Source organism: Ruoffia sp. FAM 24228 (assembly GCF_045528575.1).
GTDB lineage: Bacteria > Bacillota > Bacilli > Lactobacillales > Aerococcaceae > Ruoffia > Ruoffia halotolerans.
In genome coordinates, this window is record NZ_JBGQQZ010000021.1 from 1 (window position 1) to 22,414 (window position 22,414).

At 36.4% G+C, this 22,414-nt stretch carries 22 protein-coding genes; 2 read left to right on the top strand and 20 right to left on the bottom strand.

What is annotated here, in order from left to right:
• Positions 1 to 336 precede the first annotated feature (336 nt).
• The gene (locus tag ACEN33_RS05205) at positions 337 to 1,032 is read left to right on the top strand and encodes a TIGR02206 family membrane protein (RefSeq protein ID WP_138404010.1); all 696 of its coding nucleotides are present in this window, start codon (positions 337 to 339) and stop codon (positions 1,030 to 1,032) included.
• A gap of 21 nt (positions 1,033 to 1,053) precedes the next feature.
• Here ACEN33_RS05205 and ACEN33_RS05210 read toward each other — a convergent pair whose 3' ends face one another.
• From ACEN33_RS05210 to ACEN33_RS05230, 5 genes are read right to left on the bottom strand one after another with little or no spacing between them, the layout of a single operon-like run.
• Entirely contained in the window at positions 1,054 to 1,659 is a 606-nt protein-coding gene (locus tag ACEN33_RS05210; RefSeq protein ID WP_138404009.1) for an alpha/beta hydrolase, read from the bottom strand.
• A 15-nt stretch (positions 1,660 to 1,674) separates the two neighbouring features.
• Positions 1,675 to 2,289: a flavin reductase family protein gene (locus ACEN33_RS05215; protein ID WP_407094688.1), complete on the bottom strand. Its 615-nt coding sequence runs from the start codon at positions 2,287 to 2,289 to the stop codon at positions 1,675 to 1,677.
• Between the two features lie 9 nt (positions 2,290 to 2,298).
• On the bottom strand, positions 2,299 to 3,192 hold the full coding sequence (locus ACEN33_RS05220) for a ring-cleaving dioxygenase (protein WP_407094689.1): 894 nt from the start codon (positions 3,190 to 3,192) through the stop codon (positions 2,299 to 2,301).
• Between the two features lie 48 nt (positions 3,193 to 3,240).
• Positions 3,241 to 4,206, bottom strand: a complete 966-nt coding sequence (locus ACEN33_RS05225) for a VOC family protein (RefSeq protein WP_338489516.1) — start codon at positions 4,204 to 4,206, stop codon at positions 3,241 to 3,243.
• A 14-nt stretch (positions 4,207 to 4,220) separates the two neighbouring features.
• Complete coding sequence (locus tag ACEN33_RS05230; RefSeq protein ID WP_407090421.1) at positions 4,221 to 4,652, bottom strand: MarR family winged helix-turn-helix transcriptional regulator; 432 nt, start codon at positions 4,650 to 4,652, stop codon at positions 4,221 to 4,223.
• A 337-nt stretch (positions 4,653 to 4,989) separates the two neighbouring features.
• On the opposite strand from ACEN33_RS05230, the gene ACEN33_RS05235 reads away from it, so the two are divergent.
• Positions 4,990 to 5,673: a YggS family pyridoxal phosphate-dependent enzyme gene (locus ACEN33_RS05235; protein WP_407090422.1), complete on the top strand. Its 684-nt coding sequence runs from the start codon at positions 4,990 to 4,992 to the stop codon at positions 5,671 to 5,673.
• Positions 5,674 to 5,720: 47 nt separating this feature from the next.
• Here the strand turns inward: ACEN33_RS05235 and nrdG are convergent, their stop codons facing one another.
• The 15 genes from nrdG to pflA all read right to left on the bottom strand — a co-directional run bounded on the left by nrdG (position 5,721) and on the right by pflA (position 22,387).
• Entirely contained in the window at positions 5,721 to 6,293 is a 573-nt protein-coding gene (gene nrdG, locus ACEN33_RS05240) for an anaerobic ribonucleoside-triphosphate reductase activating protein (protein ID WP_407090423.1), read from the bottom strand.
• Positions 6,290 to 8,521: an anaerobic ribonucleoside-triphosphate reductase gene (gene nrdD / locus ACEN33_RS05245; protein ID WP_407094690.1), complete on the bottom strand. Its 2,232-nt coding sequence runs from the start codon at positions 8,519 to 8,521 to the stop codon at positions 6,290 to 6,292. Before nrdD ends, nrdG begins: the two co-directional genes overlap by 4 nt.
• A gap of 434 nt (positions 8,522 to 8,955) precedes the next feature.
• Positions 8,956 to 9,132 (bottom strand): hypothetical protein, encoded by a 177-nt coding sequence (locus tag ACEN33_RS05250; protein WP_407093918.1) that lies wholly within the window; start codon positions 9,130 to 9,132, stop codon positions 8,956 to 8,958.
• 113 nt (positions 9,133 to 9,245) lie between these two features.
• A complete protein-coding gene (locus tag ACEN33_RS05255) occupies positions 9,246 to 9,386 on the bottom strand; it encodes a hypothetical protein (RefSeq protein ID WP_407093917.1) in 141 nt (46 codons plus the stop codon).
• A 90-nt stretch (positions 9,387 to 9,476) separates the two neighbouring features.
• Complete coding sequence (locus tag ACEN33_RS05260; RefSeq protein ID WP_407094691.1) at positions 9,477 to 10,313, bottom strand: hypothetical protein; 837 nt, start codon at positions 10,311 to 10,313, stop codon at positions 9,477 to 9,479.
• Positions 10,314 to 10,395: 82 nt separating this feature from the next.
• Positions 10,396 to 11,133, bottom strand: coding sequence for a MerR family transcriptional regulator (locus tag ACEN33_RS05265; protein ID WP_407093915.1), 738 nt, complete (start codon positions 11,131 to 11,133; stop codon positions 10,396 to 10,398).
• Positions 11,134 to 11,254: 121 nt separating this feature from the next.
• A complete protein-coding gene (locus tag ACEN33_RS05270; protein ID WP_407094700.1) occupies positions 11,255 to 12,598 on the bottom strand; it encodes an MATE family efflux transporter in 1,344 nt (447 codons plus the stop codon).
• 143 nt (positions 12,599 to 12,741) lie between these two features.
• Entirely contained in the window at positions 12,742 to 13,887 is a 1,146-nt protein-coding gene (locus ACEN33_RS05275) for an AI-2E family transporter (RefSeq protein ID WP_407090224.1), read from the bottom strand.
• Between the two features lie 84 nt (positions 13,888 to 13,971).
• Positions 13,972 to 14,883 (bottom strand): AEC family transporter, encoded by a 912-nt coding sequence (locus ACEN33_RS05280; protein ID WP_407094692.1) that lies wholly within the window; start codon positions 14,881 to 14,883, stop codon positions 13,972 to 13,974.
• A 55-nt stretch (positions 14,884 to 14,938) separates the two neighbouring features.
• Positions 14,939 to 16,210, bottom strand: coding sequence for a metallophosphoesterase (locus ACEN33_RS05285; RefSeq protein ID WP_407094693.1), 1,272 nt, complete (start codon positions 16,208 to 16,210; stop codon positions 14,939 to 14,941).
• Positions 16,211 to 16,300: 90 nt separating this feature from the next.
• The gene (locus ACEN33_RS05290; protein ID WP_407094694.1) at positions 16,301 to 16,624 is read right to left on the bottom strand and encodes a hypothetical protein; all 324 of its coding nucleotides are present in this window, start codon (positions 16,622 to 16,624) and stop codon (positions 16,301 to 16,303) included.
• A gap of 110 nt (positions 16,625 to 16,734) precedes the next feature.
• A complete protein-coding gene (locus ACEN33_RS05295) occupies positions 16,735 to 17,490 on the bottom strand; it encodes a hypothetical protein (protein ID WP_407094695.1) in 756 nt (251 codons plus the stop codon).
• 34 nt (positions 17,491 to 17,524) lie between these two features.
• Positions 17,525 to 18,118 carry a hypothetical protein gene (locus tag ACEN33_RS05300; RefSeq protein WP_407090228.1) on the bottom strand — a complete coding sequence of 198 codons (594 nt, stop codon included), beginning with the start codon at positions 18,116 to 18,118 and terminating at the stop codon, positions 17,525 to 17,527.
• A 541-nt stretch (positions 18,119 to 18,659) separates the two neighbouring features.
• Complete coding sequence (gene adhE, locus ACEN33_RS05305) at positions 18,660 to 21,302, bottom strand: bifunctional acetaldehyde-CoA/alcohol dehydrogenase (protein ID WP_407094696.1); 2,643 nt, start codon at positions 21,300 to 21,302, stop codon at positions 18,660 to 18,662.
• Between the two features lie 314 nt (positions 21,303 to 21,616).
• Positions 21,617 to 22,387, bottom strand: coding sequence for a pyruvate formate-lyase-activating protein (gene pflA, locus ACEN33_RS05310; RefSeq protein ID WP_407090230.1), 771 nt, complete (start codon positions 22,385 to 22,387; stop codon positions 21,617 to 21,619).
• Positions 22,388 to 22,414: the final 27 nt, after the last annotated feature.

Below are 22,414 nucleotides of genomic sequence, written 5' to 3' on the forward strand. Positions count from 1 at the left end.
AGTCAATGGATTTAAATCAGTCATCACGTTAATTTTTTGAATCAATCGTCTACAAGGGAGAAGTATGCCTTCAAACAAACAAGAGAATCGTAAGAAGGTTCATTTAGTTAAAATCTACTTCGAGAACTCACTATTTTGTAGAAAAATTCCCAATTTTTCCAAGAACGATTAATTTATTCAAGAAACCAGCTTAAATTATAGAGCTATGAATTATTCAGGATCTAAAAGTACAAATGAAAAATAAGTTTGACAAAAAGAAATGAGATTCTTAAAATGAATGCATATTAAACTATTTTTTTATAACTAATATATTATAAAGCGAGGTAAGTAACTAACATGGAGTACATTCAAATTCTTGGTCCGAATCATTTATTATATATTGCTGTTTTAATTTTCTTTACCTGCCTCTTATTTATGAATCAATCGTATGTTAGAGACCACCGCAATACTATTTCAAAATACATTGTGACTATTTCAATCCTTCAACAAATTTTATTATACGGTTCTTATGTCCTACTCGGTGAATTTACATTACAAGAATCCTTACCCTTCCACATTAGTCGGATTAATACCATTCTAGGTATCATTTTCTTATTTACTAAATCTGAAAAATTATTTAACATCGTTGCCTATTTCTCAGTGTTTGCTTGGTTAAGTTTCTTAGTACCATCAAACATTGAACCGATTACGCATCCTAGAGGGGTAAGTTTTTTAACGAATCATGTTATTACATTGCTACTACCCTTCTACGGTATGATTGCCTATAACTATAAAGTTTATGCATCCGCACGTAAGCGTGTCATTCTATTGTTTTTAGTATACTTTGTCTTCGTGGCGTTATTTAATCCAATTGTTAATGGTAATTACTTTTATCTTAGAGATAAACCCATCTTTTCTTCCGTACCTATTATCTTTTATTATCCGGGCTCAATTTTAGTATCTATCTTGCTGTTCTTTATCATTGAACAGATATTTCACTTAGTTCAAAGCAAATTTATTCACAAACAAACAGAGGAACGAGTTCTATTATGATCTCGTCCCTCTTTTATTATATTATTTAAAAACTTTATTTAACCAAGCTTTTGCTTGCATAGCTGTTTCACCATTTAACTCATGGGAATTTACCCAAAACGTTGTGACTTCTGCGCCGCGTGTCTCGAAGATATCAACAACATTCTCGCTATCATTTAACGAAACGATGGGATCATTTTCTCCCATTGATAAATAAATTGAAACATCTTTCATATCTTTTGTATTATGAGACACGTCCACTGGATACATTGGTGCAAAGAGTGTCCCTTTATTCACTTGACTGTCTTCTCTTAATAAGATATTCATTGCAATGTTTGATCCGTTTGAAAAGCCAACAAAGACTGCATCATCTAAATTAAAGTTATATTCTTTACTCGATTCAACGATAAACTGATGTAAAGCTTCTCCGCGTTGATTTAAGTCTTCAACATCATATACGCCTTCTTCTTTACGTTTAAAGTAGCGTAACATGCCATTCTCTACAACATCTCCACGGATGGCTAAGATTGCTGCCTCAGGATCTAAAATCTCACCTAAGGGTAATAAATTTGTTTCATTTCCACCCGTTCCATGTAACATAATGAATACAGGATGGTTTGCTTTTCCTTCTCTAAAGATATGTTCCATAAATTATTAACTCCTTTAATCTGGTCGGACTAAATCAAATTGCGTACCTAATTTGGCATAATCCGCACCGGCTAATCGACTCACAGGTTTCAGTTTGTCTGCTATAATATAGCCTGTGTCAACATCGTAAATCTTTTCTGCAAGATGGAAACCAATCACCTCTAGGATGATTAAATCCGCAACGATTAACCCTGATGCATCCGTAATTTCAACAGCTTTATACAACTGTGTCTCATAGCGGACGAGGGCTTCTTTAATCCCTGGTGTGCCAATCAATTTTGAGTCAATTAAGTTAAAGTTTGATACACTTAACTCACTCTCATCTGCAGGCAATGTTGCTGATGTTGCATTTGCATCGTTTACGATTCGCTCATCTACAACATGAACCGTCGCTTCTTTCTTTGCGAGAATATTTCTTGAAGTGTCTTTTAGTTCACCATTCGATCGTTGTATCGCAATCGAAATGAGAGGTGGGTTGTTAGAAACAATATTAAAGTAACTAAAAGGTGCAATATTAATGACTTCATCAGATTGCGTCATCACTAATGCAATCGGCCTTGGTATAATTGTTCCTGCTAATTTCTTTTTATTGTCCTTTGAGGACATATTATCTGCTTTAAAAAAATGCATAAACCCCTCCTATAATTCGACTTTTGGTAATGTTCGCTCGATTTCTTCACGCTGACTTTCATATTGTTCTGGGAGCATGAGCTTTTGTCCTAAGGCATCCACAGGTTCATCGACAGCAAAGCCAGGTCCATCGGTCGCATATTCGAATAGAACATGGCCTTTTTCTCGCATGTACATCGCTTTAAAGTAATTACGATCCTTAACATCTGTCACGTGGAATCCTTCATCTTGTAGGTATTCACGCCATTCTTGCTGTTTAAGATCGTCTTCCATTGACCAAGCCACGTGATGAACTGTTCCAACACCGTCTCTACCTCTCGCTGGTGCTTCTTTAGGTATAATAATGTGATGACGTTGTTCTCCCACTGTTTCTAAGTGGAAAAATTCTAATGTGGCTTCTAATTCCTCTAAACCGAGTTGGTTACGTAATGTATCTCTTGTTGCTTCTGGTTGGCTTGATAGCAACTCCACGCCGTAGAAACCTAAGATATCTGAATCATTATTCTCTTCATCAGTTTCGACGATTGCTAGGCGTAAAGTATGGTTATCTTCAAAGATAATTCCACGATTTCCAAACATATTCGATTCTTCAAAAATAACATCATGAGTTTCTAAATGTTTCTTCCAATGTTCTAATGACCCATTAGGTACTGAGAAAGCAATTCTTCCAACTTGCCCACTACCTTTAACACCACGATTACGCGTATCCCATGGGAAGAACGTTAAGATTGTTCCATCATCCATACCCTTATTTGAGAAATAAAAATGATATGTATTTACATCGTCAAAATTAACTGTTTGCTTAATTAATTTTAAGCCTAAAACATCACGATAAAAGTGTACATTTTCTTGAGGTGGACCTGCAATCGCAGTAATATGGTGTAAATGTTTCACCGGTTCCATATTATCAGCTCCTTATATTGTATTAATGATTTCAAAGTCGCCTGGCTATTATTTATTGCGCGTTGTATCAAATGGACGTACAGATGCTTCGATTTCGTCACGTTTTTCTTCTAAGAATGGCGGTAATGATAATTTTTCTCCTAATGTTTCATATGGTTCGTCGCCCATGAATCCTGGTCCATCTGTAGAGATTTCAATTAAGATGTGGCCAATTCGTGCATATAGTGCTTCAAAGAAGAAACGATCTACCCAACCAGAGTGGCGAACACCGATTTGGTCATATTTTGCTTCCCATGATTTAATTGCTGCATGGTCTTCAACTCTAAATGAAACGTGGTGAACTTCTCCGTAACCTTGGATTCCAACGGGTGTTTCCTCATCTTTACGTAAGATAACACGACCACCGTTTCCACCTTCACCAACTTCAAAGACTGCAACTTCCTCTTCTTCAATCATTGGTTTCATATTATAGATTACTTGTAATAATTGTTTGAAGTCATCAAAATAACTTACAGTAATTTCAATCGGTCCAAGCCCGTAGATAGCTTTATCTGTTGGTACTGGTCCATCTTGCCATGGTGTTCCAGCCTCTACCCCTTCATTATTCTCATCTGAGAATAAACGGTAGCGCTGCCCATCTTCTTCTTCAAATTCTAAAACTTTCGTACCGAATAAATCTTCAATTTCGCCGTGTTTTACATCAAATTCTTCAAAACGGTTTAAGTAGTATTCTAATGCTGCATCGTTAGGAACACGTAAGCCAATACGCGAAATTGAGTTTGATCCATAAGTTCCTGAAGGAATATTCGGAAAATCAAAGAATGTTAAATCCGTTCCTGGTGATCCGATGTCATCCGCAAAGAATGTATGATACGTTTGGATATCATCTTGGTTTACTGTCTTTTTAACTAAACGCATACCTAAAATATCTGTGATAAATTTATAGTTTCTTTCAGCACTATTCGTAATCGCTGTAACGTGGTGAATTCCTTTAAGTTCAAAATTGTTCGTCATAATAAAATGCTCCTTTATTTGTTGTCTATGCCGTTCATTTTCTTCAATAAGAACCGTAGTTGTGTGAGTTCATCATCCGATAATTTATCAAATGATTCTCTAATCAATTCAGCATGCGATGGGAAGATGCGTTCAATTAACTCTTTCCCGCTAGGTGTTAAAGAGGCCCGAATGATACGACGATCTTGTTCATTTACAATTCGCTCAACAAGTCCCTTTTCACATAATTTATCAATTAAGTAAGTAGTACTGCTGCTCGCAATTAGAATTTTCTCTTTTATTTGTTGAATGGGTTGTGGCCCTTTATTCAATAATAATTCTAGTACGGCAAACTCATTTAAGTTTAGACCGTGTTTTCTTGAGTCATTTCTAACTGTTCTATCTAAAGTTTCGCTTGTTCTTTGGATCCCTACAAATGCTTTTAATGATTCATCGGTTCTGTTCATTGTTGCTCCTCCTAAAAGATTGTTCATATTTTATTATCTCGTTTTCGAATTATAAGTTAATAATTATAACCGAGCAAAAGCATTTAAAATTTTACTTTAAATGTTTACATCTCGATTTCGAATTAACATTAACATGAATCAATTTAGAGGTCAAGTCTTTCACTTTTATTAGTGATCAATGAAGTGTTATCTCGACTTCGAAATAATACTAACATGGATATTTGTTCAATTCAAGGATTATTCTTGAATTCGTTTGAATGTCTTCAAATTGACACACTCCACCATTATTGATAAATTCAATAGAGGAATAATTAAAGGATTGGTGAACGAAGTGACAATGAAACAAACGTTAAAAACAAATATCAATGTAATTCAAGAAACGATTGAAAATCATCTACCCGCTGGAAACGATGAACCTACTGTAGTTGCAGTCACTAAGACCGTTGATGAAAAAACGATGCGTGATTTGCACGCTCTTGGAGTAAAACACTTTGGGGAGAATCGCCCCGATGTATTCTTAAAGAAATATGAAAATTTAGCAGATATTAATGACGAGATTCAATGGCATTTTATTGGTAATTTACAAACGAGACAAGTGAAGAAGATTATTAATGATATTGATTACCTCCACTCTCTGGACCGTCTCTCTTTAGCAAAAGAAATTCAAAAACGCGCTGAGCAGCCGGTTAACTGTTTCATTCAAGTTAATGTGAGTGGTGAAGATAGTAAATCTGGTTTCCAACCCGACGCGTTGGCTGACACTTTAAAAGAGTTAGAAGCATATGATAAGTTAAATATCATTGGCCTAATGACAATGGCTCCTATTGATGCCAGCCAAGAGGAAATTCATGAATATTTCCGCTTTTTAAAAGAGTTACAAGTTGAAGTGGAACAAAGTAACTTTACAAATGCTCCTTGTACAGAAGTTAGCATGGGCATGAGCCAAGACTATCCCATCGCTGTTTCAGAAGGAGCTACTTTCATACGTGTAGGTACTGCCTTTTTCAAAGATGCTTTATAAGAAACAAAAAACAACAGTCCGATTTTTTCGAACTGTTGTTTTGTTTATCAATAATATGGTTGTCCATTCGATTGTGTCCAAAGCACAACTTCTCCTTGAGCCAAACTTTCTTGGACATCGATAATGCGTTGATTCGTACTGCCTCTGAATTGCCTTGTGAGGTCTTTTTTATTAATGTCAAAACGACCATCGACTAGCACATCAATTAATGATAATAGTTCTAACTTATCCTCTGATTCCAACAGTAATTCTTCCCATGTGTAACCCGTCCATGACCAAATATCTTTTGTTTGTTGGTATTTTTCTCGGATTGATCTACATAAAGGGACTACGATATTAGTATTTAACATAGGCTCTCCACCTAGTAATGTTAAGCCTTGGCAGTATGATGCAGCGAGGTCTTCAATGATTCGCTCTTCTAGTTCTTGCGTATAAGGTGTACCGTAATTAAAGTTTTGTGCGACACGGTTGTAACAACCGATACAGGCAAAGGGGCAGCCACTGACGTAAAGGCTGCATCTGACTCCTTCACCATCCACAAAATTATACGGTTTGTAATCCGCAATCTTACCTAGACTTAAATCTTCAGCTAACCATTCTTTTGGTTTGGGATTTTTCATTCGAGTACGCTCCTTGAGTCGTTTGCTAATTTCGCTTTCTGATTGCGTTTCAATTTCAAAATGCTATCGGGAATGTGTTTCACCCGTGCGTTAATTTCTTTATGTCTTCCACGCACCATGGGTCTTTTCTGTGGATTTCCTAAATAACCACACGTTCTCTTTACTACATCTGAGGTGTCAGGATTCTGATTGCCACATTGTGGGCATTTAAAACCGCGTTCGGTCGCTTCAAATTCACCATCAAAGTCACATTCATAACAATGATCAATCGGTGTATTTGTTCCTAAATAACCAATCTTGTCATAAGCAAAGTCCCAAACTGTTTCTAACGCTTTTAAATTTTGGCGCATATTCGGATACTCACAGTAATGAATAAACCCGCCACTACAGTATTGTGGATAGTCTTTTTCGAATTCTATTTTCTCAAAGGGGGTTGGATTTTTTCTGACATCATAATGGAAAGAATTCGTATAATAATCTTTATCGGTAATACTAGGAATCAATCCAAATCGTTCTTTATCCATCCGACAGAATCGGTCTGTTAAACTCTCTGAAGGAGTGCTGTACACACTGAAGTGATAGCCGTACTGTTCACCTAGCTCGTCTGCCTTGGCTTTAAGAGTTTTAATTACTTCTAGTGTAAAATCTTTAGCTTCTTTATTCCCTTCCCAATCGGGACTATAAAAAGCAGTTGCCACTTCATATAGACCTATATAGCCTAGTGATACTGTTGCGCGTTTGTTTTTAAATAATTTATCAACGGATTCGTCTTCATTCAATCGTTCACCAAATGCTCCATATTGATATAAGATGGGGGCATTCTCTGGTAAAGCTTCCTTCACTCTTTCAACGCGATATACTAAAGCGTCAGTCATAATATCGAGTCTTTCCTCTAATATTGACCAAAATTGCTCTTTGTTCTCGCTAGATTCAATCGCTATTCTCGGTAAATTTAATGTGACAACCCCTAAGTTCATACGACCGTCATTGACTTCATTTCCATTGTCATCTTTCCATCCTTGCAGAAATGAGCGGCACCCCATTGGCACTTTAAAGCTGCCTGTTAATTCAACTAATTTGTCATGCATTAGAACATCCGGGTACATTCGTTTAGCAGTACATTCAATTGCTAACTGTTTGATGTCATAATTCGGATCTGCTTCTTTTAAGTTCACTCCGTCTCTTAGAGTAAAGACAAGTTTAGGGAAAATGGCAGTTCTTTTCTCGCTACCCAAGCCCTCTAATCTAACTTTCAAAATGGCAAATTGGATTTCCCTTTCAATCCATGAAGTCCCTAGACCAAAGCCAAGTGTCGTAAAAGGCGTTTGTCCTTGAGAAGTATAAAGTGTATTAATTTCATATTCCAAACTTTGCATCGCATCATAAATATCTTTTTTCGTCTTACTCATCGCAAATGCTTTTTGTTTATCCTCATCTTCAATCCACTCATGCGCCATCTTTAAATTCTTATGATAATTTTTCTCTGCATAAGGAGCTAAAATCTCATCAATTCGGTTTGCACTAGTTCCTCCGTACTGACTACTTGCAACGTTGGCAATGATTTGAGCCATTTGTGCCGTAGCCGTTTGGATCGATTGGGGTGACTCGACTTGGGCATTTCCTATTGTAAATCCTTCATTAAACATTGTTTCAAAATCAATCAAACTACAATTTGTCATCGGTGCATATGGTTGATAGTCCAAATCATGGTAGTGAATTTGTCCTTTTACATGAGCGTTAGCTACATGAGGAGGAAGCATCTTTAACCCAATTGCTTTAGCCGTGACACCTGCAGTCAAATCTCTTTGTGTATTAAAGACACGACTATCTTTATTCGCATTCTCATTCACTAGTGTACTTTCTTTTGCAGTTAGGGCTTTAATACTTTCATTGATATCAACAGATAACATGCGTTCTTGTTCTCTTTGTACCCGGTAGCTAATATAGGCCTGGGCAACTTCATTGTATTTAGAGGCCACTAGTACCTCTTCTGTTACTCGCTGTATTTGATTAATCGTCAATTCTTGACCATATCTATTTGATAGTTTAGTGATGATGTCTTTAACTAATTCCGATATTTCAGCATCCTCGCTTGAATATACATGAGTAAATGCTTTGTTAATCGCTGCTTTTATCTTATTCGGATTAAAGTTTACAACTCGCCCATCTCGTTTGATAACGATTGTATTTGTTATATTTTCCTTAATACCTTTAAATGTTTGCTCCATTTCCATCCTCCTTCAACACAATATATAGTGTTCACTTAATAATAATATCACATATATTGTGTTAGTCGAGGATTTTTTTAACGTTTTCATAAATATTATTTATTTACAATTGTAAGTAACTGCGATGTGAAAGGATTGGAGATGATATTTTTTTGTGCAATAAAACTCTGTCTACGATGATAATGACAGAAATGAACTTAGTCCACGAATGAATCGGACATGTCTCTAGTTGTCCACGTTTATAGGACCAGTATATAGCTGGAATCGAGTACTCGGATTTTTTCGAATGCGTGTTTAGTCGTAATCTAGGACTCGAATTGAATTCGAATGCGTATTTAGCTGGAATTGAGTACTCAAATTGAATCCGAATGCAGGTTTACCCATTTTCCCAACGAAAAATGAGCTGCAACCACAGCTCCTTCAATCAACACTTATTATTCTATGACTAGCATGTTATTATCATCGAACTTCCAGCTATCACCATATGCAACTTCCCAATAATAACCGTCAAGATCTTGGAAGTAACCACTATACCCGCCCCAATCCGTAGGTTTAGGATATTTCGCGATCAGCCCACCAGCAGACTCAACCAGTTTAACAAATTCATCCACTTCAACTTTAGTTTTAAAGTTGATTGCTAATGTGATTCCACTAAAACCTGTATTAATGACTGAAGGGTTGGTTGGATTTATTTCATTGGCTAAATCTTCCTGTGAGAATAACTCTATTTTTTTCCATCCTTATCAAAAATTACAGTCGGTGGGTTATTAGCCTCTTCATTGGTTTTAAAGTCGATTTCTTTGTAGAATTCCATTGCCTTACCAATATTTTTGACACCTAAAGCAACTAAGTTAATTCGATTCATATTCATGACTCCCTTATTCATTTATTTTAAAAAACGCTTAGGCCTACACAATGATTGTTGTAAACCTAAGCGCTAATTAGTTCAAACTGCTTATTCAGCTGTTTCGTCAGTGTTGTTAAATTCATCTAGGCTCGAAATCTCGACACTTTCGCTGCTCTCTTCGCTATCTTCAATTGTATTGAGTTCCACAATATTACCGTCAGCATCGACTTCAGCCATGACGTAATCTATTGAGTCAGTTTCTTCACTATTTCGAATCCAAGCATACAGCCAACTTTCATCTTCGAATCGATAAGTTATCTCTGATGGCTCACCAATTAATTCCTGTAACTCTTCAAATGTAGTAAACTCACGATTGTCACACTCTGAATCTTGCCAAGTTTCAATTTCTTCTAAAGTAATGTTTAAGGGCTCAAAGGCCGTCTCATTCACTAACAATAAATTCACTTCTGTTAAATAAGCCGCAGCAAAGCCCTCTTCTGTTTCTGTACTTTCAACAGATTCTGTCGAAGCTGCCTGTCCACTACTTGCTTCCGCTGCCTTTTCTTCTGAGAAGATTTGTGCATATAGAATAGCTGATTCTTCATCATTCATTGGATAATACAATAAGAATTCACTTGCACCTGCATCAAATGTTTCGGTAGGCTCGCCCGCTAATTCAATGACTTCTTCTTTAGTCATGTCGGTTGAACCTTCGGAAATGAACGTCTCAAACGTAGACTTTAATTCATCTAAAGGTATTTGGGGCAGATCGTCATAGGCTCCAAACCAGCGAATATAATTCACTTTATCCTCTTCACTTAATTCTACTTGTTCCAGTTCTTCATCACTTGTACTAGAACTACTTTCTGATGCTGCTATGCTTATTGGGGTGAATAGCATCGCGAATAACATCGCTACTAAAAACCCTTTATTTCTATGACTCATCTCTATCCATCCTCACTTCAGATTGTTACTATAGACAAGTATAGCATAGGCCTCGATATTTCTAAATATTTACAGTCTTCGCTTATTTATTGTAAAATACCTTGATTGCTTCGTATAAGTAATCCGCTGCGCCTTCAGTAATATCTTCATAGTATTTCTTGAAACGCTCATCTTGTGTATACATTTGAGCTAGGCTAATGTGTGCTTCTTCAGAGTATAGATCATCTGGCCAAACCATGATTAGCCATTCTTTATGTAATTCAGTAACTCGTTGCCCTTCTGCACTTTCAGGTTTCCATTCTGGTACGGCATTTACTAGAGCTTCACTGATTTCTTCATTAAGCTTTTCTATATGTTCGTACTGTTCTTGCGTTAAATTTCCGAATTTTTTATTTGATGAATTAATGATATCATCACCATATTTTTCTTCATTAGCTTTAATTTGTTGTTTTTTAAAGCCTTCAAATTCTTTTTTAGACATTGTTAAGTCCTCCTTGTATATTTTAATTGTGTTTTCGACTGTATCCATCAATTGACTAATACGGTCTTTTTCCGATTTTAGGTGTTGATAATGTGTTTCCAATGCTTTAAGACGATCAAATTCTGAAGAATTAACCATCGCATGAATTTCCTCTAATGTGATACCAAATTCTCGGTAAAACATTATTTGTTGCAACATTTTCACTTCGTCTTCACTATAAACTCGGTACCCATTCTCTTCGACATACGCAGGTTTTAACAAATCAATCGCATCATAATGACGCAATGTTCTTGTGCTAATCCCGGCTAGTTTTGCTAATTCTCCAATTGAATAACTCATTTCCTCACCTCTTCATACAGATTACACCTTAACGTTACGTCAAGGTCAAGCCATTTTATATAATATTTTCTAAAATAATAAAAAATCAGCCGGTGCATTCAATGCATCGACTGACTAAACTTTATTGAGTTGCTTTTTGCTGTTGTAATTTAACTAACTTCTTGTTGCGTCTATAGTAAGCTGGAACTAAGGCTAGCACAGCACCCAACCAAGCCATTGGATTAGATATAACTGGACCGGCAAAGCCAATAAGCCCACTTAAACCAAACGCCGCAATGATTCTCATCGTTAATTCCATCACTCCTGCGACTGTCGGGATAAAACTATCTCCCAAACCTTGCAGAGTGTAACGAAGGATAAAGAGAATCGCTAAAATCCAATAAAATGGACCGGTTAATTGGAAAAAGTACTGTCCGTAACTTCTCAGAACTTCTTTGGAAGAACTGTCTCCGAAGACACTCGTTAATTCTCCACCGAATAAGAATAAAGTAACTGAAAAGAGTATTGACACTGATATCGAAAGAACAAGCACTTGCTTTACGCCTCTTAAGATACGGTCGTATTTTTTGGCACCGAAGTTTTGTCCAACATACGTGGCCATTGATACTCCGAATGACATTAGAACGAAGACGACAATTTGATCAATCTTTTGAGATGCTGAGTAACCTGCAACGGCTTCAGCTCCTAATGTATTTAAGGCGATTGTTACAGACATTGATCCAATCGCAATAATTGAAGATTGAAATGCCATTGGGAATCCAATCCGGCAATGTTGAATCACTTCATCTTTACGCATCTTAAAATGTCTTGCTTTAACTTTTAATAAATAAACTTTCTTCTGAATATAGAATAAGCAAATTAAAGAGGCGATTAATTGTGATACCATTGTCGCAGTCGCTACCCCAGCTACTCCCATATCAAAAACTAGGATAAAGATATAATCTAAGATAATGTTAATCACAACCGCAATGACTAAAGCAATCACCGGTGTCCGACTATCTCCTAAAGCTCTCATTAAGTTACTTAACATATTGAATAGAATTGTAATAGTCATAAATCCAAAGATAATAATTAAATAATCATAGGTGTACTGAATGATTTCAGCCGGCGTATTCATTAAATAAAGAATATCCCATAAGAAAAACATACTCAATGCCGTCATCACAATAACGACTAAAGTCGATAGTACCCCATTGATTGCGACACTTCGACTGACCTTTTCATAATCACGTGCCCCGTACGCTTGCGCCGTTGGAATCGCCATTCCAGCAGTGAACCCTTGCGAGAAACCAACCACAAAGAACATGACACTCCCTGCTGCACCAATACCTGCTAGAGCATTCACGCCCAACGTCCGTCCGACAATGAAGGTATCCACCATGTTGTATAACAATTGAAATATATTGCCTATAATTAAAGGTATAGAAAATAATAGAATTTGTTTGATCGGTGTTCCCGACGTCATATCTTTCACAAACGTGTTCCTCCTACTTTATTTATTTCTTACGTAAGTATATGTTAAAAGTTTTTAGGATACAACATTAATCAATGTAAATATAAAAACCTAATGACAGCAACTAGGCTAATCATTAGGTTTAAACTTTTAAATTAAAATGTTAATTCACTTCCATGATCTAACTCATAGTAATGTTCTTTGTATTCAACATTCGAACGAATAAGTTTATATATGACCGATGCAATAGGCACCCCTAAGAAGAAACCGGCAGGTCCTAAGATCCCCCCACCAATCGTTACCGCTATGAAAGTCCAAATTCCTGGTAACCCAATGGATCCACCAACAATTCTTGGATAAATCGCATTACTTTCAAGCTGTTGCAGTACGATATTGAATAGAAGGAAAAAGAGTCCTTGAATCGGGTTTTGAACGAAGATTAACATCGTTCCAATAACAGCTGATAAGATAGCCCCAACCATTGGTACTAAGGCCAGTGCCCCAGAGAGTGCTCCAATCATACCCGCATATGGGAAGTTAAATATCATCATCCCCACCGTTACTAACGTACCATAAATAATCGCTTCGATTAACATTCCCGTAATAAAACTAGAGAATGATTCATTCGTCACTCTTAAAACATACTTCAAACGACGGAAGTGGTCTCTCTTCATGTAAGCACGCAGTACGCGTTTAACTTGTCTTTGTATTTTCTCTTTTGAAAATAAGGCGTGAATTGCGACAACTAATATAACAACTAATCTAAATAAAGATGAAGTTAATAATTGGAATGTCGTAAACGTTGACCCTAGAATGTTATTAGCAAAACTTGCCGCATCTCGGGCAATACTTTCCCAATTAATGTTTAAATTATTTATCAATGTATCAATTTGAGGATAAATTTCTTCTAAATCCTCAATCCACCTTTGAATATATTCAACCATTAATGGTAGGTTTTCTAATAAAGTTTGTACTAGGGAGATTAATTGTGGAATGATGAGCCATAACACTAGAACAATAACAATAATAACTGTAATCAGTGCCAGTAATATCGATACTGGACGTCTTGCACGAATAAGTAGCTCATTATCCGTTTCTGGAAACCAGAACCCCTCATACATCACCATAATTAAATTCAAAATATATGCAAATACAAATCCATAAACAACAGGAGAAATTATATCCCAAAGCTCTCTCAAACCAGCGAAAATGTGCTGATAATTAAAAATAACTAGAATAAATACTGCAGCTAAAATAACGTACTTCATGACCATTCGATCCAAACGGCCTAATTTATCCATTAAATCCCCCCTCTATATGTATATACACTATACCATGTTTTTATTAGCGATTACGAACAGTTTCATTACAATATGGAGTTATTTTTACACTTGCCAGACAACTAATAATGTTGACATAATAATGATAGAAATGATGATAGATAATGAATTTATAATCGCTGATAATTCAAAATTCTCCCCATACATCCGTGTATACATTGTTGCAACGCCTGAAACCGGCGCAAAGGCAAGAATCGCTAATGTTTGCCGAATTTCTAAACTAAATGGCAAGAAAAAATATAACAATGCTGAAATCCCTGCTGCTACAACATAACGACCAGATAATGTCTTAATTAAGAGCCGGACATGTTCCTTATGAATCCTTAAATCTAAGGCAACACCAATCATAAACATCGACAAGAACGTATTCCCATTCCCAATAATTTGGGTCACATCCGTAACAAAACTTGGTAATTGCAGTGAAAAAAGCGATAGGATTATCATCACAATATACACAATAACTGAAGGTGAACTCATCATCGTGCGAAAGATATACCCAATATTCACCTTACTCTCTCCGTCCCTGACACTCTTTGCCATACCGTAGTTTCCACCTAAAACCATGAAGGCACTTCCGGCATCGAACAAGCTCACTGCTAAAATCGCTACTTCAGAGAAAAAGAAAGAAATAAAAGGTAAAGAAAAGTTTCCAATATTATAACCATTCATATTCAACATTAAAAAGCCTTTCTCTGTTGGCGTTTTACCTAACAAATGCGAGAATATAATATACACCCAATTACATAAAAATCCAATAATACTAATAACAATCAGTGTTGGTGGAAAGCTCAATCCATTTAAATTTGAAATGATTGCACTCGGTAACGTTAGATAAAAAATTAATTTAGAAATCGTATCAAAATCTCTTTCTCTGATAAAGTAGCCTCGAGTTGTTAAGACATTTGCCAATATGATAATTGATACTAGTACTGCTGCTTTAATAATTGTTTCGACCATGATGTTGTCCCTTCTGTCCGTTTGATATGTGCGTCATAAGCGCATGTATACTAAATTACCATGTAAACTCTTGATGATTATAATTTGCTTGATCCATTAAAACTTGTAGATAACGGTTCATCGACTCTGTATCTGGACTAATCAATTTCTCGAATGTATCTTCATAAGCAGAGACAGTTGCTTCCCAAATATTAGAGATATTTCCAGCAAAGAAAGCTAAATTTAATTCCTGTGTTAATTGTCTTAATTCATCATTTTGATCTTTATTAGAATCCAATTTCTCATTAGCTTTAGTAAAGACTTGTTTAAGGTAAGTATCATAATCGAGTAAATTTGGATCTTCTGTCTTAGTCTCTTTTGCCCAAGCAACCATATCTAATTTTATTTGTTGATACGACTTCTGGTTATTATCAATCACAACCTCGCCAATCACACTCGGTTGAACAGCAAACGCTCCTGTCGCAATGTCAGTCACTTGCCCTTCTTGCGCGATATGTTGGGCATGCATATGCCCACTCAATGTTACAGGTATTTGATATTTTTCTAAAATATTCTTCAACCTATCATGATTACCCACAACAAAATTCTGACCCATCAATTCAAAATGCGGAATAGAACTATGGTGTAAAACAACCGTCACTTCAACGTCCGCTTCCGTAATAGTCCTTAATTTATCCTCCAACCAAATGAGGGTTTCGTCTCTCAATTCTCCTTTAGACACGGGCGGTTGGTCACTGCCTTCTCCGTGATAAATATTACTATCTAACATTACTAACCAATGATCGCTTATTAATTGGGTAATATAACTTAAACTCGCATCATCTTGGTAAGTTGCTTCTCCATAACCAAAGGAATTCATTAATTTTTGAAATTCTACGGGAGTAATTTGTTTATCCCTCACAGCTCTACTATCAGTAAATGAACTTGCCCATCCATTGTTAATATCATGATTGCCAGGTATCACAAAAACTTCCGTACCTAAAGCTTCGATTTTCGCAAATACTTTCTGAAGTTCGACTAAACTTTGATACTCTCCGTTTAAAGTCAAATCACCTGCAACTAATAAAACATTCGGTTGCTGTTCTGCCTGTTCGATTTGATAAGCAAGGGCTTCAAGTCGTTCATTGGAGTAAAGAATTTCCAAACCAGCACCAGTATCTTGTAATTTCTGAATGCGGGGCCCTTCAACATATAAGCTAGGTGATAAATGATGGATATCAGTCACAACCCATAATCTCAAATCTGACTCCGCTTTAGACGCTTGTGCGCCAGTCATTGCAAAGAAAATACAAAGAAAGAATACTAAACATTTCCAAACCTTTCTCATTATCAAACCCTCCTTTCAATAACAAACAAAAAAGACTATGAGAAATCTCATAATCTTATTATCCTATATTATTGAATGAATTCAATCTAATTATGTTTTTGATTCTGTTTCTTTCTTAACCTCAATATCTACGTCATAAACGGGGATGGGCTCTCGACTTGCTTTTTCAAGTGTTTGTAATAGTAGCATCAACCAAGTAAAGGCAAGAATAAATGAAACTATTTCAAATCCTGTTAAAGTAATATACCAGCCTGTTAAATAATAATAAGTAACAACGAACAACATAATGCCTAACACATAAGATGTAATCACAAATTCTCGTGACACCTTAGGCACAAACCACTTAATTCCGATAATCATCGCGATAATCATATATACTAGCATGGCTGCAGATTGGTTATGATATTTAGGCATATTTCCCGGTCCATCACTTGGGAAATAACCAACAAGTCCTAGGCAAATTGCTGTAATCGTCAGTAATATTCTTAGAATTGTTAGTGGACGGTGTTTTGGATAAATCTTCTTTAACCAACAAATAAATAATCCACTAAAGCAATCATCATAAACGCAGACAGCATCAAAGTGAAGTTAAATTGCCAAGCACCGCTCGCCTCTTGTGTTCCTAAGAAACTTAAATTTCGCTGCCACCACTGTGCCTCACTGTTGGTAATCATTGAGATAATCACACCACTTAAAATGACCACAACTAATAATTTGGTCATTAAAGACGGCGAAAGGACCATCACAAAACTGATCATGACATAATTAATAATCGATATAAAGATAAAAGTCAGTAAGGTTGATAAGTAAATATCTAAAACTAAACCTTCAAATAATAAACCTAAGAGGTAGAAAAAGAATAATATAGCTAAAGCAATGATGATGGCGAAAGATAATAATATCGTTGGAACATTCCGCCAATAGATATTCTCCAAATTGGCTAATTTTTTTCTTTTACCTACGATAAAAGCAATCGCAAAAGTAATGACTCCACTTATCGACCCAATCAGCAATATCGCACTCGCAATCGAAATACGTCCCATTAATTGAATAAATAATTGCTCTCGCGAATTGAAAAAAAGAAAATATATCAAAGTTCCAATCACTGCTGGTATTAAGAAATAACGTAAAGCAAGTTTTTGATGATTGCTTGAATGATTATTTGACTTTAGTACATATTCTTGACCATCTATCTTAAGTATCGCTTGATTGACTTGATTTACGTCAGACACTTCATCATTCACTATAACCCTTAGTTCTTTATCCTCATTGCTTCCCATTATGCACCTCGTATTTTGTTAATATTATGCTCACTTATTCAACTTCTTCAATCATATAAAATCTAATTGCTTTAATTAAAGCTTCTTTTTTTGTATTTTCAAATGTATAAAATGAAGCAAAATGTATTCTCTGTCCTGGTTTTGCAATAATAACACCATCCGCTGCTCCATATTTCCCATGGGATAAAATACTCAGTAAGTTTAAACTACTTAACTGTATATCTTTTTTATCAAAATAAGTGATTAATTCATCAATCCCATTTATTGTTTGGTCGCCGTTAATTTCCGTTTCTACAGCAGGATTAAGTGTTTCCTCTAGATTAGATTGCTTTCCAACAAAAAGTCCTACGACAAAGTCTCTAATAACACGTCTTTTCGGCGCATTGTCACAACTTAAATCACCTAACAATAAAAAATCTGGCTTATATGGATGTGCTTCAGCGTCACTAAAAGTTAAATTACTTTCAGTTAAGGCAGATTCTAATATGTTGATCGACTTTTGTCCCATTCCATGTAGCTTTAATAATTCATCTTTACTAAAAGCAGCCACTTCCTCAAGTTGTGTGACATCAATAGTTTGAAGTGCTTTGGTAGCAACTTTTCCAATATTAGGTAAAGCGTGTGACATAATACCCTCTCCTTCATTTTCTTCACTTTATATCACTATCTTAATATATATAAGTCCATACTAAAAGGAGAAAATGCTTGATTTCAAAGATAAGCGTGAATAAGCTTACCTCAACAAGTGGAAGAATTAGTTTATATTCTTCCAGTTAAGCGCCTCAGCTGGAACAATTAGTTTTTATTCTTCTAGTTAAGCGCCTCAGCTGGAACAATTTATTTTTATTCTTCCAGTTAAGCACCTCAGCTGGAACAATTGGTTTTTATTCTTCCAGTTAAGCACCTCAGCTAGAACAATTGGTTTTTATTCTTCCAGTTAAGCACCTCAGCTGGAACAATTGGTTTTTATTCTTCCGGTTAATCGCCTCAGCTGGAACAATTGGTTTTTTTCTTCCAGTTAAGCGCCTCAACTGGAACAATTTATTTTTATTCTTCTAGCTAGGTACAACTCAAAACCAAAAAACGTATATGCCTTACTTGCGCAAGCAAGGCATATACGTGTATAAAAGGGGATCAAATTTAGGTATTACTTGATGCGTCGGATACTATTAATTGTAGTTTGCTTGTCTTTCTTTATATCCATAATATGCATCTTCAAGGATTTCTTGCATTTCATTTACTAAAGCTAAGCGTGGATTCACTGGTGTACATTGGTCCTCAAAGGCTAAGTAGGCGATATCTTCTGTTTTATCCATGAAGGCAGATTCATCAACGCCCTGGTCTTTTAGACTCATTTGAATTCCAACACGTTCTCCAAGTTCGAACACAGCTTGTGCTAAGTTTTTTACTCCTTCTTCTGGAGTTTTTGCATCAAGTCCGATTAATTTAGCGATGTCTTGGTATTTTACATCTGCTTTGTAGTAATTGTATTTTGGCCAGTTCGCCTGTTTCGCTGGTCGGGTTCCGTTATAGCGAATAACGAATGGAAGTAAAATCGCATTTGTTCGACCGTGAACTGTATGGAAAACTCCACCAATCTTATGAGCCATTGAGTGGTTAATTCCTAAGAAGGCATTACCAAATGCCATACCCGCCATAGTTGAAGCGTTATGCATTCTTTCACGTGCTTCTGGATCATTATATTTTACTGAAGCTTCTAAGTTTTCGAATACAATCTTAATTGCTTGTAAAGCCAGTCCATCAGTAAAGTCGTTAGCCATCACTGATACATACGCTTCGATTGCGTGTGTTAACACGTCCATCCCTGTATCAGCTGTAACAAAATCTGGTACAGTCTCAACTAAAGCAGGATCTACAATTGCGACTGTTGGTAGTAATGAATAGTCCGCTAATGGGTATTTCATATTATTTTTTTTATCAGAGATAACCGCAAATGGTGTCACTTCAGATCCTGTTCCTGATGTCGTTGGAATACCTACATACTTCGCTTTAGACCCAAGTTCTGGGAACTTAACTGCTCTTTTACGAATGTCTAGGAATTTTTGAACTAAATCTCTAAAGTCTACTTCTGGTTGTTCGTAGAATAACCACATGACTTTAGCCGCATCCATAACAGATCCACCACCTAGGGCTATAATTGTATCGGGTTGGAATTGAGCCATCGCTTCAGCTCCACTTCTAACAGTTGTAATATCTGGATCTGGCTCAACGTTATGGAAGATTTGGTAATTTACTTTGTTTTGGCGCGCCTCAAGTTGGTCGATAATTCTTTGAGTAAAGCCGAGTTTCATCATTGATTCATCCGTAATAATCATGACACGTTCAACATCAGCCATTGTTTTTAAATATTGGATTGAGTCACGTTCGAAATAGATTTTTGAAGGTACTTTAAACCATTGCATGTTATTGCGTCGTCTCCCAACTGTTTTAATGTTAAGTAAATTCAATGCTCCGACGTTTCCACCAACTGAGTTGCGTCCGTATGATCCGCAACCTAGAGTTAATGATGGGATGAAAGCATTGTATACATCTCCGATTCCCCCGAATGTTGAAGGAGAGTTCCAAATAACTCGAATGGCTTTAACTTGACGGCCGAATTCATTTGCTAATTCTTGGTCTTGTGTATGAATCGCAGCTGAGTGACCTAATCCAAAGAACTCAACCATTTGTGCAGCTTTTTGAATTCCATCTTCAGTTGTTTCTGATTTCAATAAGGCTAAGACTGGAGATAGTTTTTCGCGCGTTAATGGTTCGTTTGGTCCAACTTCTGACACCTCTGCCACTAGAATATTTGTTTCTTCCGGAACGGTGAAACCTGCTTGTTCTGCAATCCATGTCGCTGGTTTCCCAACAATTTCATTATTTAATTTTGCGCCAGCACAGTTTTCACTGAATGCTTTAGAACCGAAACAAAATTCCTCTAATAGTGCTTTCTCTTTTGAATTTACGATATAAGCATGATAGCTTACTAATTCATCTTTAAATTCTTTATAGATTTCTTTATCAACAATTGTGGCTTGTTCAGAAGCACATACCATTCCGTTATCGAATGATTTACTTAATACGATGTCATAAGCTGCTTGCTTAACGTTTGCTGTCTTTTCAACGTAAGCTGGTACATTTCCTGCCCCTACTCCTAAAGCTGGCTTACCACATGAGTAAGCTGATTTAACCATGGCATTTCCACCAGTGGCTAAGATTGTTGCAACCCCATCGTGATTCATTAATGCATTCGTTGCATCTAACGATGGTTCTGTAATCCACTGTACACAGTTTTCTGGTGCACCTGCTTCAATCGCTGCATCTCGAACGATTTGAGCAGCGTGAGCCGATGACTCAAGTGCTGCCGGGTGAAATGAAAAAATGATTGGGTTACGAGTTTTTAATGCGATGAGCGCTTTGAAAATAGTTGTCGACGTCGGATTCGTTGTCGGAGTGATGGCGCAAATAACTCCAACAGGTTCAGCAATTTCTGTGATCCCCGTCACTTCATCATCACTGATAACACCAACAGTCTTCATATCCCGCATATAATTTACAACGTGCTCACAAGCAAATAAGTTCTTTGTCGCCTTGTCTTCAAATACACCACGGCCAGTTTCTTCAACCGCATGTCTTGCTAAAGTACCATGTTGATCTAAAGCTGCAACCGAAGCTTTCGCTACTATGTGATCAATTTGCTCTTGATTAAATTGATCGAACTCCTCTAAAGCAACCAAACCTTTTTCTACTAAACCATTAATCATGTAATTAACATTTCCAATAACTTCTTTTTCAATTAATTCCGTCATTGTTACGCTCCCCTTTTCTTTATCTTTGATTACATGTTACTCTTTTCACAAATGAAAGTAAAGAGGTTTGTTGTTAAAAATGCTACTATAATAGTTTTTTATTAAGTGTTGTAACAGTTATCTATGCTGTTTCATTCAATGACGAATCTATTAATGTGATTAATTGAACATGTTTAAGGTTCTGTTATATAACAACATTGATGTTGTTTTATTGATATTAATATTTCCATTCTTTAACTGCTAATATTTGCTAGAAATACATAAAAAAGCGCAACACTGTTTTAAAGTGTTACGCTTTAATTATGTCGATTTATTTAATCATCTAAATATCCTTTGTAGCGTTCTGTTCTCAACAATCTTTTAGCATTCTCGACCCGTTCTGCAGTCGGTGGTTCGACTCCTTCCAAACGGTATTTAATTCCAAGTGCCTCATATTTGTAGACACCTAGTTTATGATATGGAAGCACCTCGAACTTGCGAACATTTGATAAAGTTTCAACATAATCGCCTAATCGAATCAGATACTCATCGTAATCCGTACGCGTTGGAACAAGTACGTGTCGAATCCAAACAGGTATATTCAACTCTGAAAGTAACTCAGCCATTTGCATGATATTCTCATTGCGCACGCCTGTTAATTTCGCATGACCTTTTGGATCAATATGCTTAATATCAAATAAGAACAGATCAGTATACTTCATCAGTTCTTCAAATTGTGAGCGGAATGGCTCCTCTAAAGTAAAGGGCGCGCCACACGTATCAATCGTTGTGTGGACACCATGTGCTTTACAAATTTTGAAATATTCAATCAGAAATTCGATTTGAAGTAAAGGTTCTCCCCCACTTACAGTTACCCCGCCGCTATTACCCCAAAAAGAACGGTATTGTATGGCTTCATCGAATAATTCTTGCGGAGTATAAGGTGTTCCCCCACGCATATTCCAAGTATCCGGATTATGACAAAACTGACAGCGTAGACGACATCCTTGCATAAAAGAGATGAATCGTATCCCTGGTCCGTCAACTGATCCGAAACTTTCAGTCGAGTGGACGTTCCCAATAATTGGTGTTTTAACTTCTGACAAGATATATCCCCCTTTCAACAAGATATC

Bases quoted from the DNA above. Each gene is read 5' to 3' on its own strand.
- ACEN33_RS05235 (WP_407090422.1), top strand. From the start codon at position 4,990: ATGAAACAAACGTTAAAAACAAATATCAATGTAATTCAAGAAACGATT.
- adhE (WP_407094696.1), bottom strand. From the start codon at position 21,302: ATGACGGAATTAATTGAAAAAGAAGTTATTGGAAATGTTAATTACATG.
- ACEN33_RS05300 (WP_407090228.1), bottom strand. From the start codon at position 18,118: ATGTCACACGCTTTACCTAATATTGGAAAAGTTGCTACCAAAGCACTT.
- ACEN33_RS05255 (WP_407093917.1), bottom strand. From the start codon at position 9,386: ATGAATCGAATTAACTTAGTTGCTTTAGGTGTCAAAAATATTGGTAAG.
- ACEN33_RS05215 (WP_407094688.1), bottom strand. From the start codon at position 2,289: ATGCATTTTTTTAAAGCAGATAATATGTCCTCAAAGGACAATAAAAAG.
- ACEN33_RS05295 (WP_407094695.1), bottom strand. From the start codon at position 17,490: ATGGGAAGCAATGAGGATAAAGAACTAAGGGTTATAGTGAATGATGAA.
- ACEN33_RS05275 (WP_407090224.1), bottom strand. From the start codon at position 13,887: ATGGATAAATTAGGCCGTTTGGATCGAATGGTCATGAAGTACGTTATT.
- ACEN33_RS05270 (WP_407094700.1), bottom strand. From the start codon at position 12,598: ATGACGTCGGGAACACCGATCAAACAAATTCTATTATTTTCTATACCT.
- nrdD (WP_407094690.1), bottom strand. From the start codon at position 8,521: ATGGAGCAAACATTTAAAGGTATTAAGGAAAATATAACAAATACAATC.
- ACEN33_RS05280 (WP_407094692.1), bottom strand. From the start codon at position 14,883: ATGGTCGAAACAATTATTAAAGCAGCAGTACTAGTATCAATTATCATA.
- ACEN33_RS05230 (WP_407090421.1), bottom strand. From the start codon at position 4,652: ATGAACAGAACCGATGAATCATTAAAAGCATTTGTAGGGATCCAAAGA.
- ACEN33_RS05260 (WP_407094691.1), bottom strand. From the start codon at position 10,313: ATGAGTCATAGAAATAAAGGGTTTTTAGTAGCGATGTTATTCGCGATG.
- ACEN33_RS05285 (WP_407094693.1), bottom strand. From the start codon at position 16,210: ATGAGAAAGGTTTGGAAATGTTTAGTATTCTTTCTTTGTATTTTCTTT.
- ACEN33_RS05220 (WP_407094689.1), bottom strand. From the start codon at position 3,192: ATGGAACCGGTGAAACATTTACACCATATTACTGCGATTGCAGGTCCA.
- ACEN33_RS05205 (WP_138404010.1), top strand. From the start codon at position 337: ATGGAGTACATTCAAATTCTTGGTCCGAATCATTTATTATATATTGCT.
- ACEN33_RS05265 (WP_407093915.1), bottom strand. From the start codon at position 11,133: ATGAGTTATTCAATTGGAGAATTAGCAAAACTAGCCGGGATTAGCACA.
- nrdG (WP_407090423.1), bottom strand. From the start codon at position 6,293: ATGAAAAATCCCAAACCAAAAGAATGGTTAGCTGAAGATTTAAGTCTA.
- ACEN33_RS05225 (WP_338489516.1), bottom strand. From the start codon at position 4,206: ATGACGAACAATTTTGAACTTAAAGGAATTCACCACGTTACAGCGATT.
- ACEN33_RS05210 (WP_138404009.1), bottom strand. From the start codon at position 1,659: ATGGAACATATCTTTAGAGAAGGAAAAGCAAACCATCCTGTATTCATT.
- ACEN33_RS05290 (WP_407094694.1), bottom strand. From the start codon at position 16,624: ATGCCTAAATATCATAACCAATCTGCAGCCATGCTAGTATATATGATT.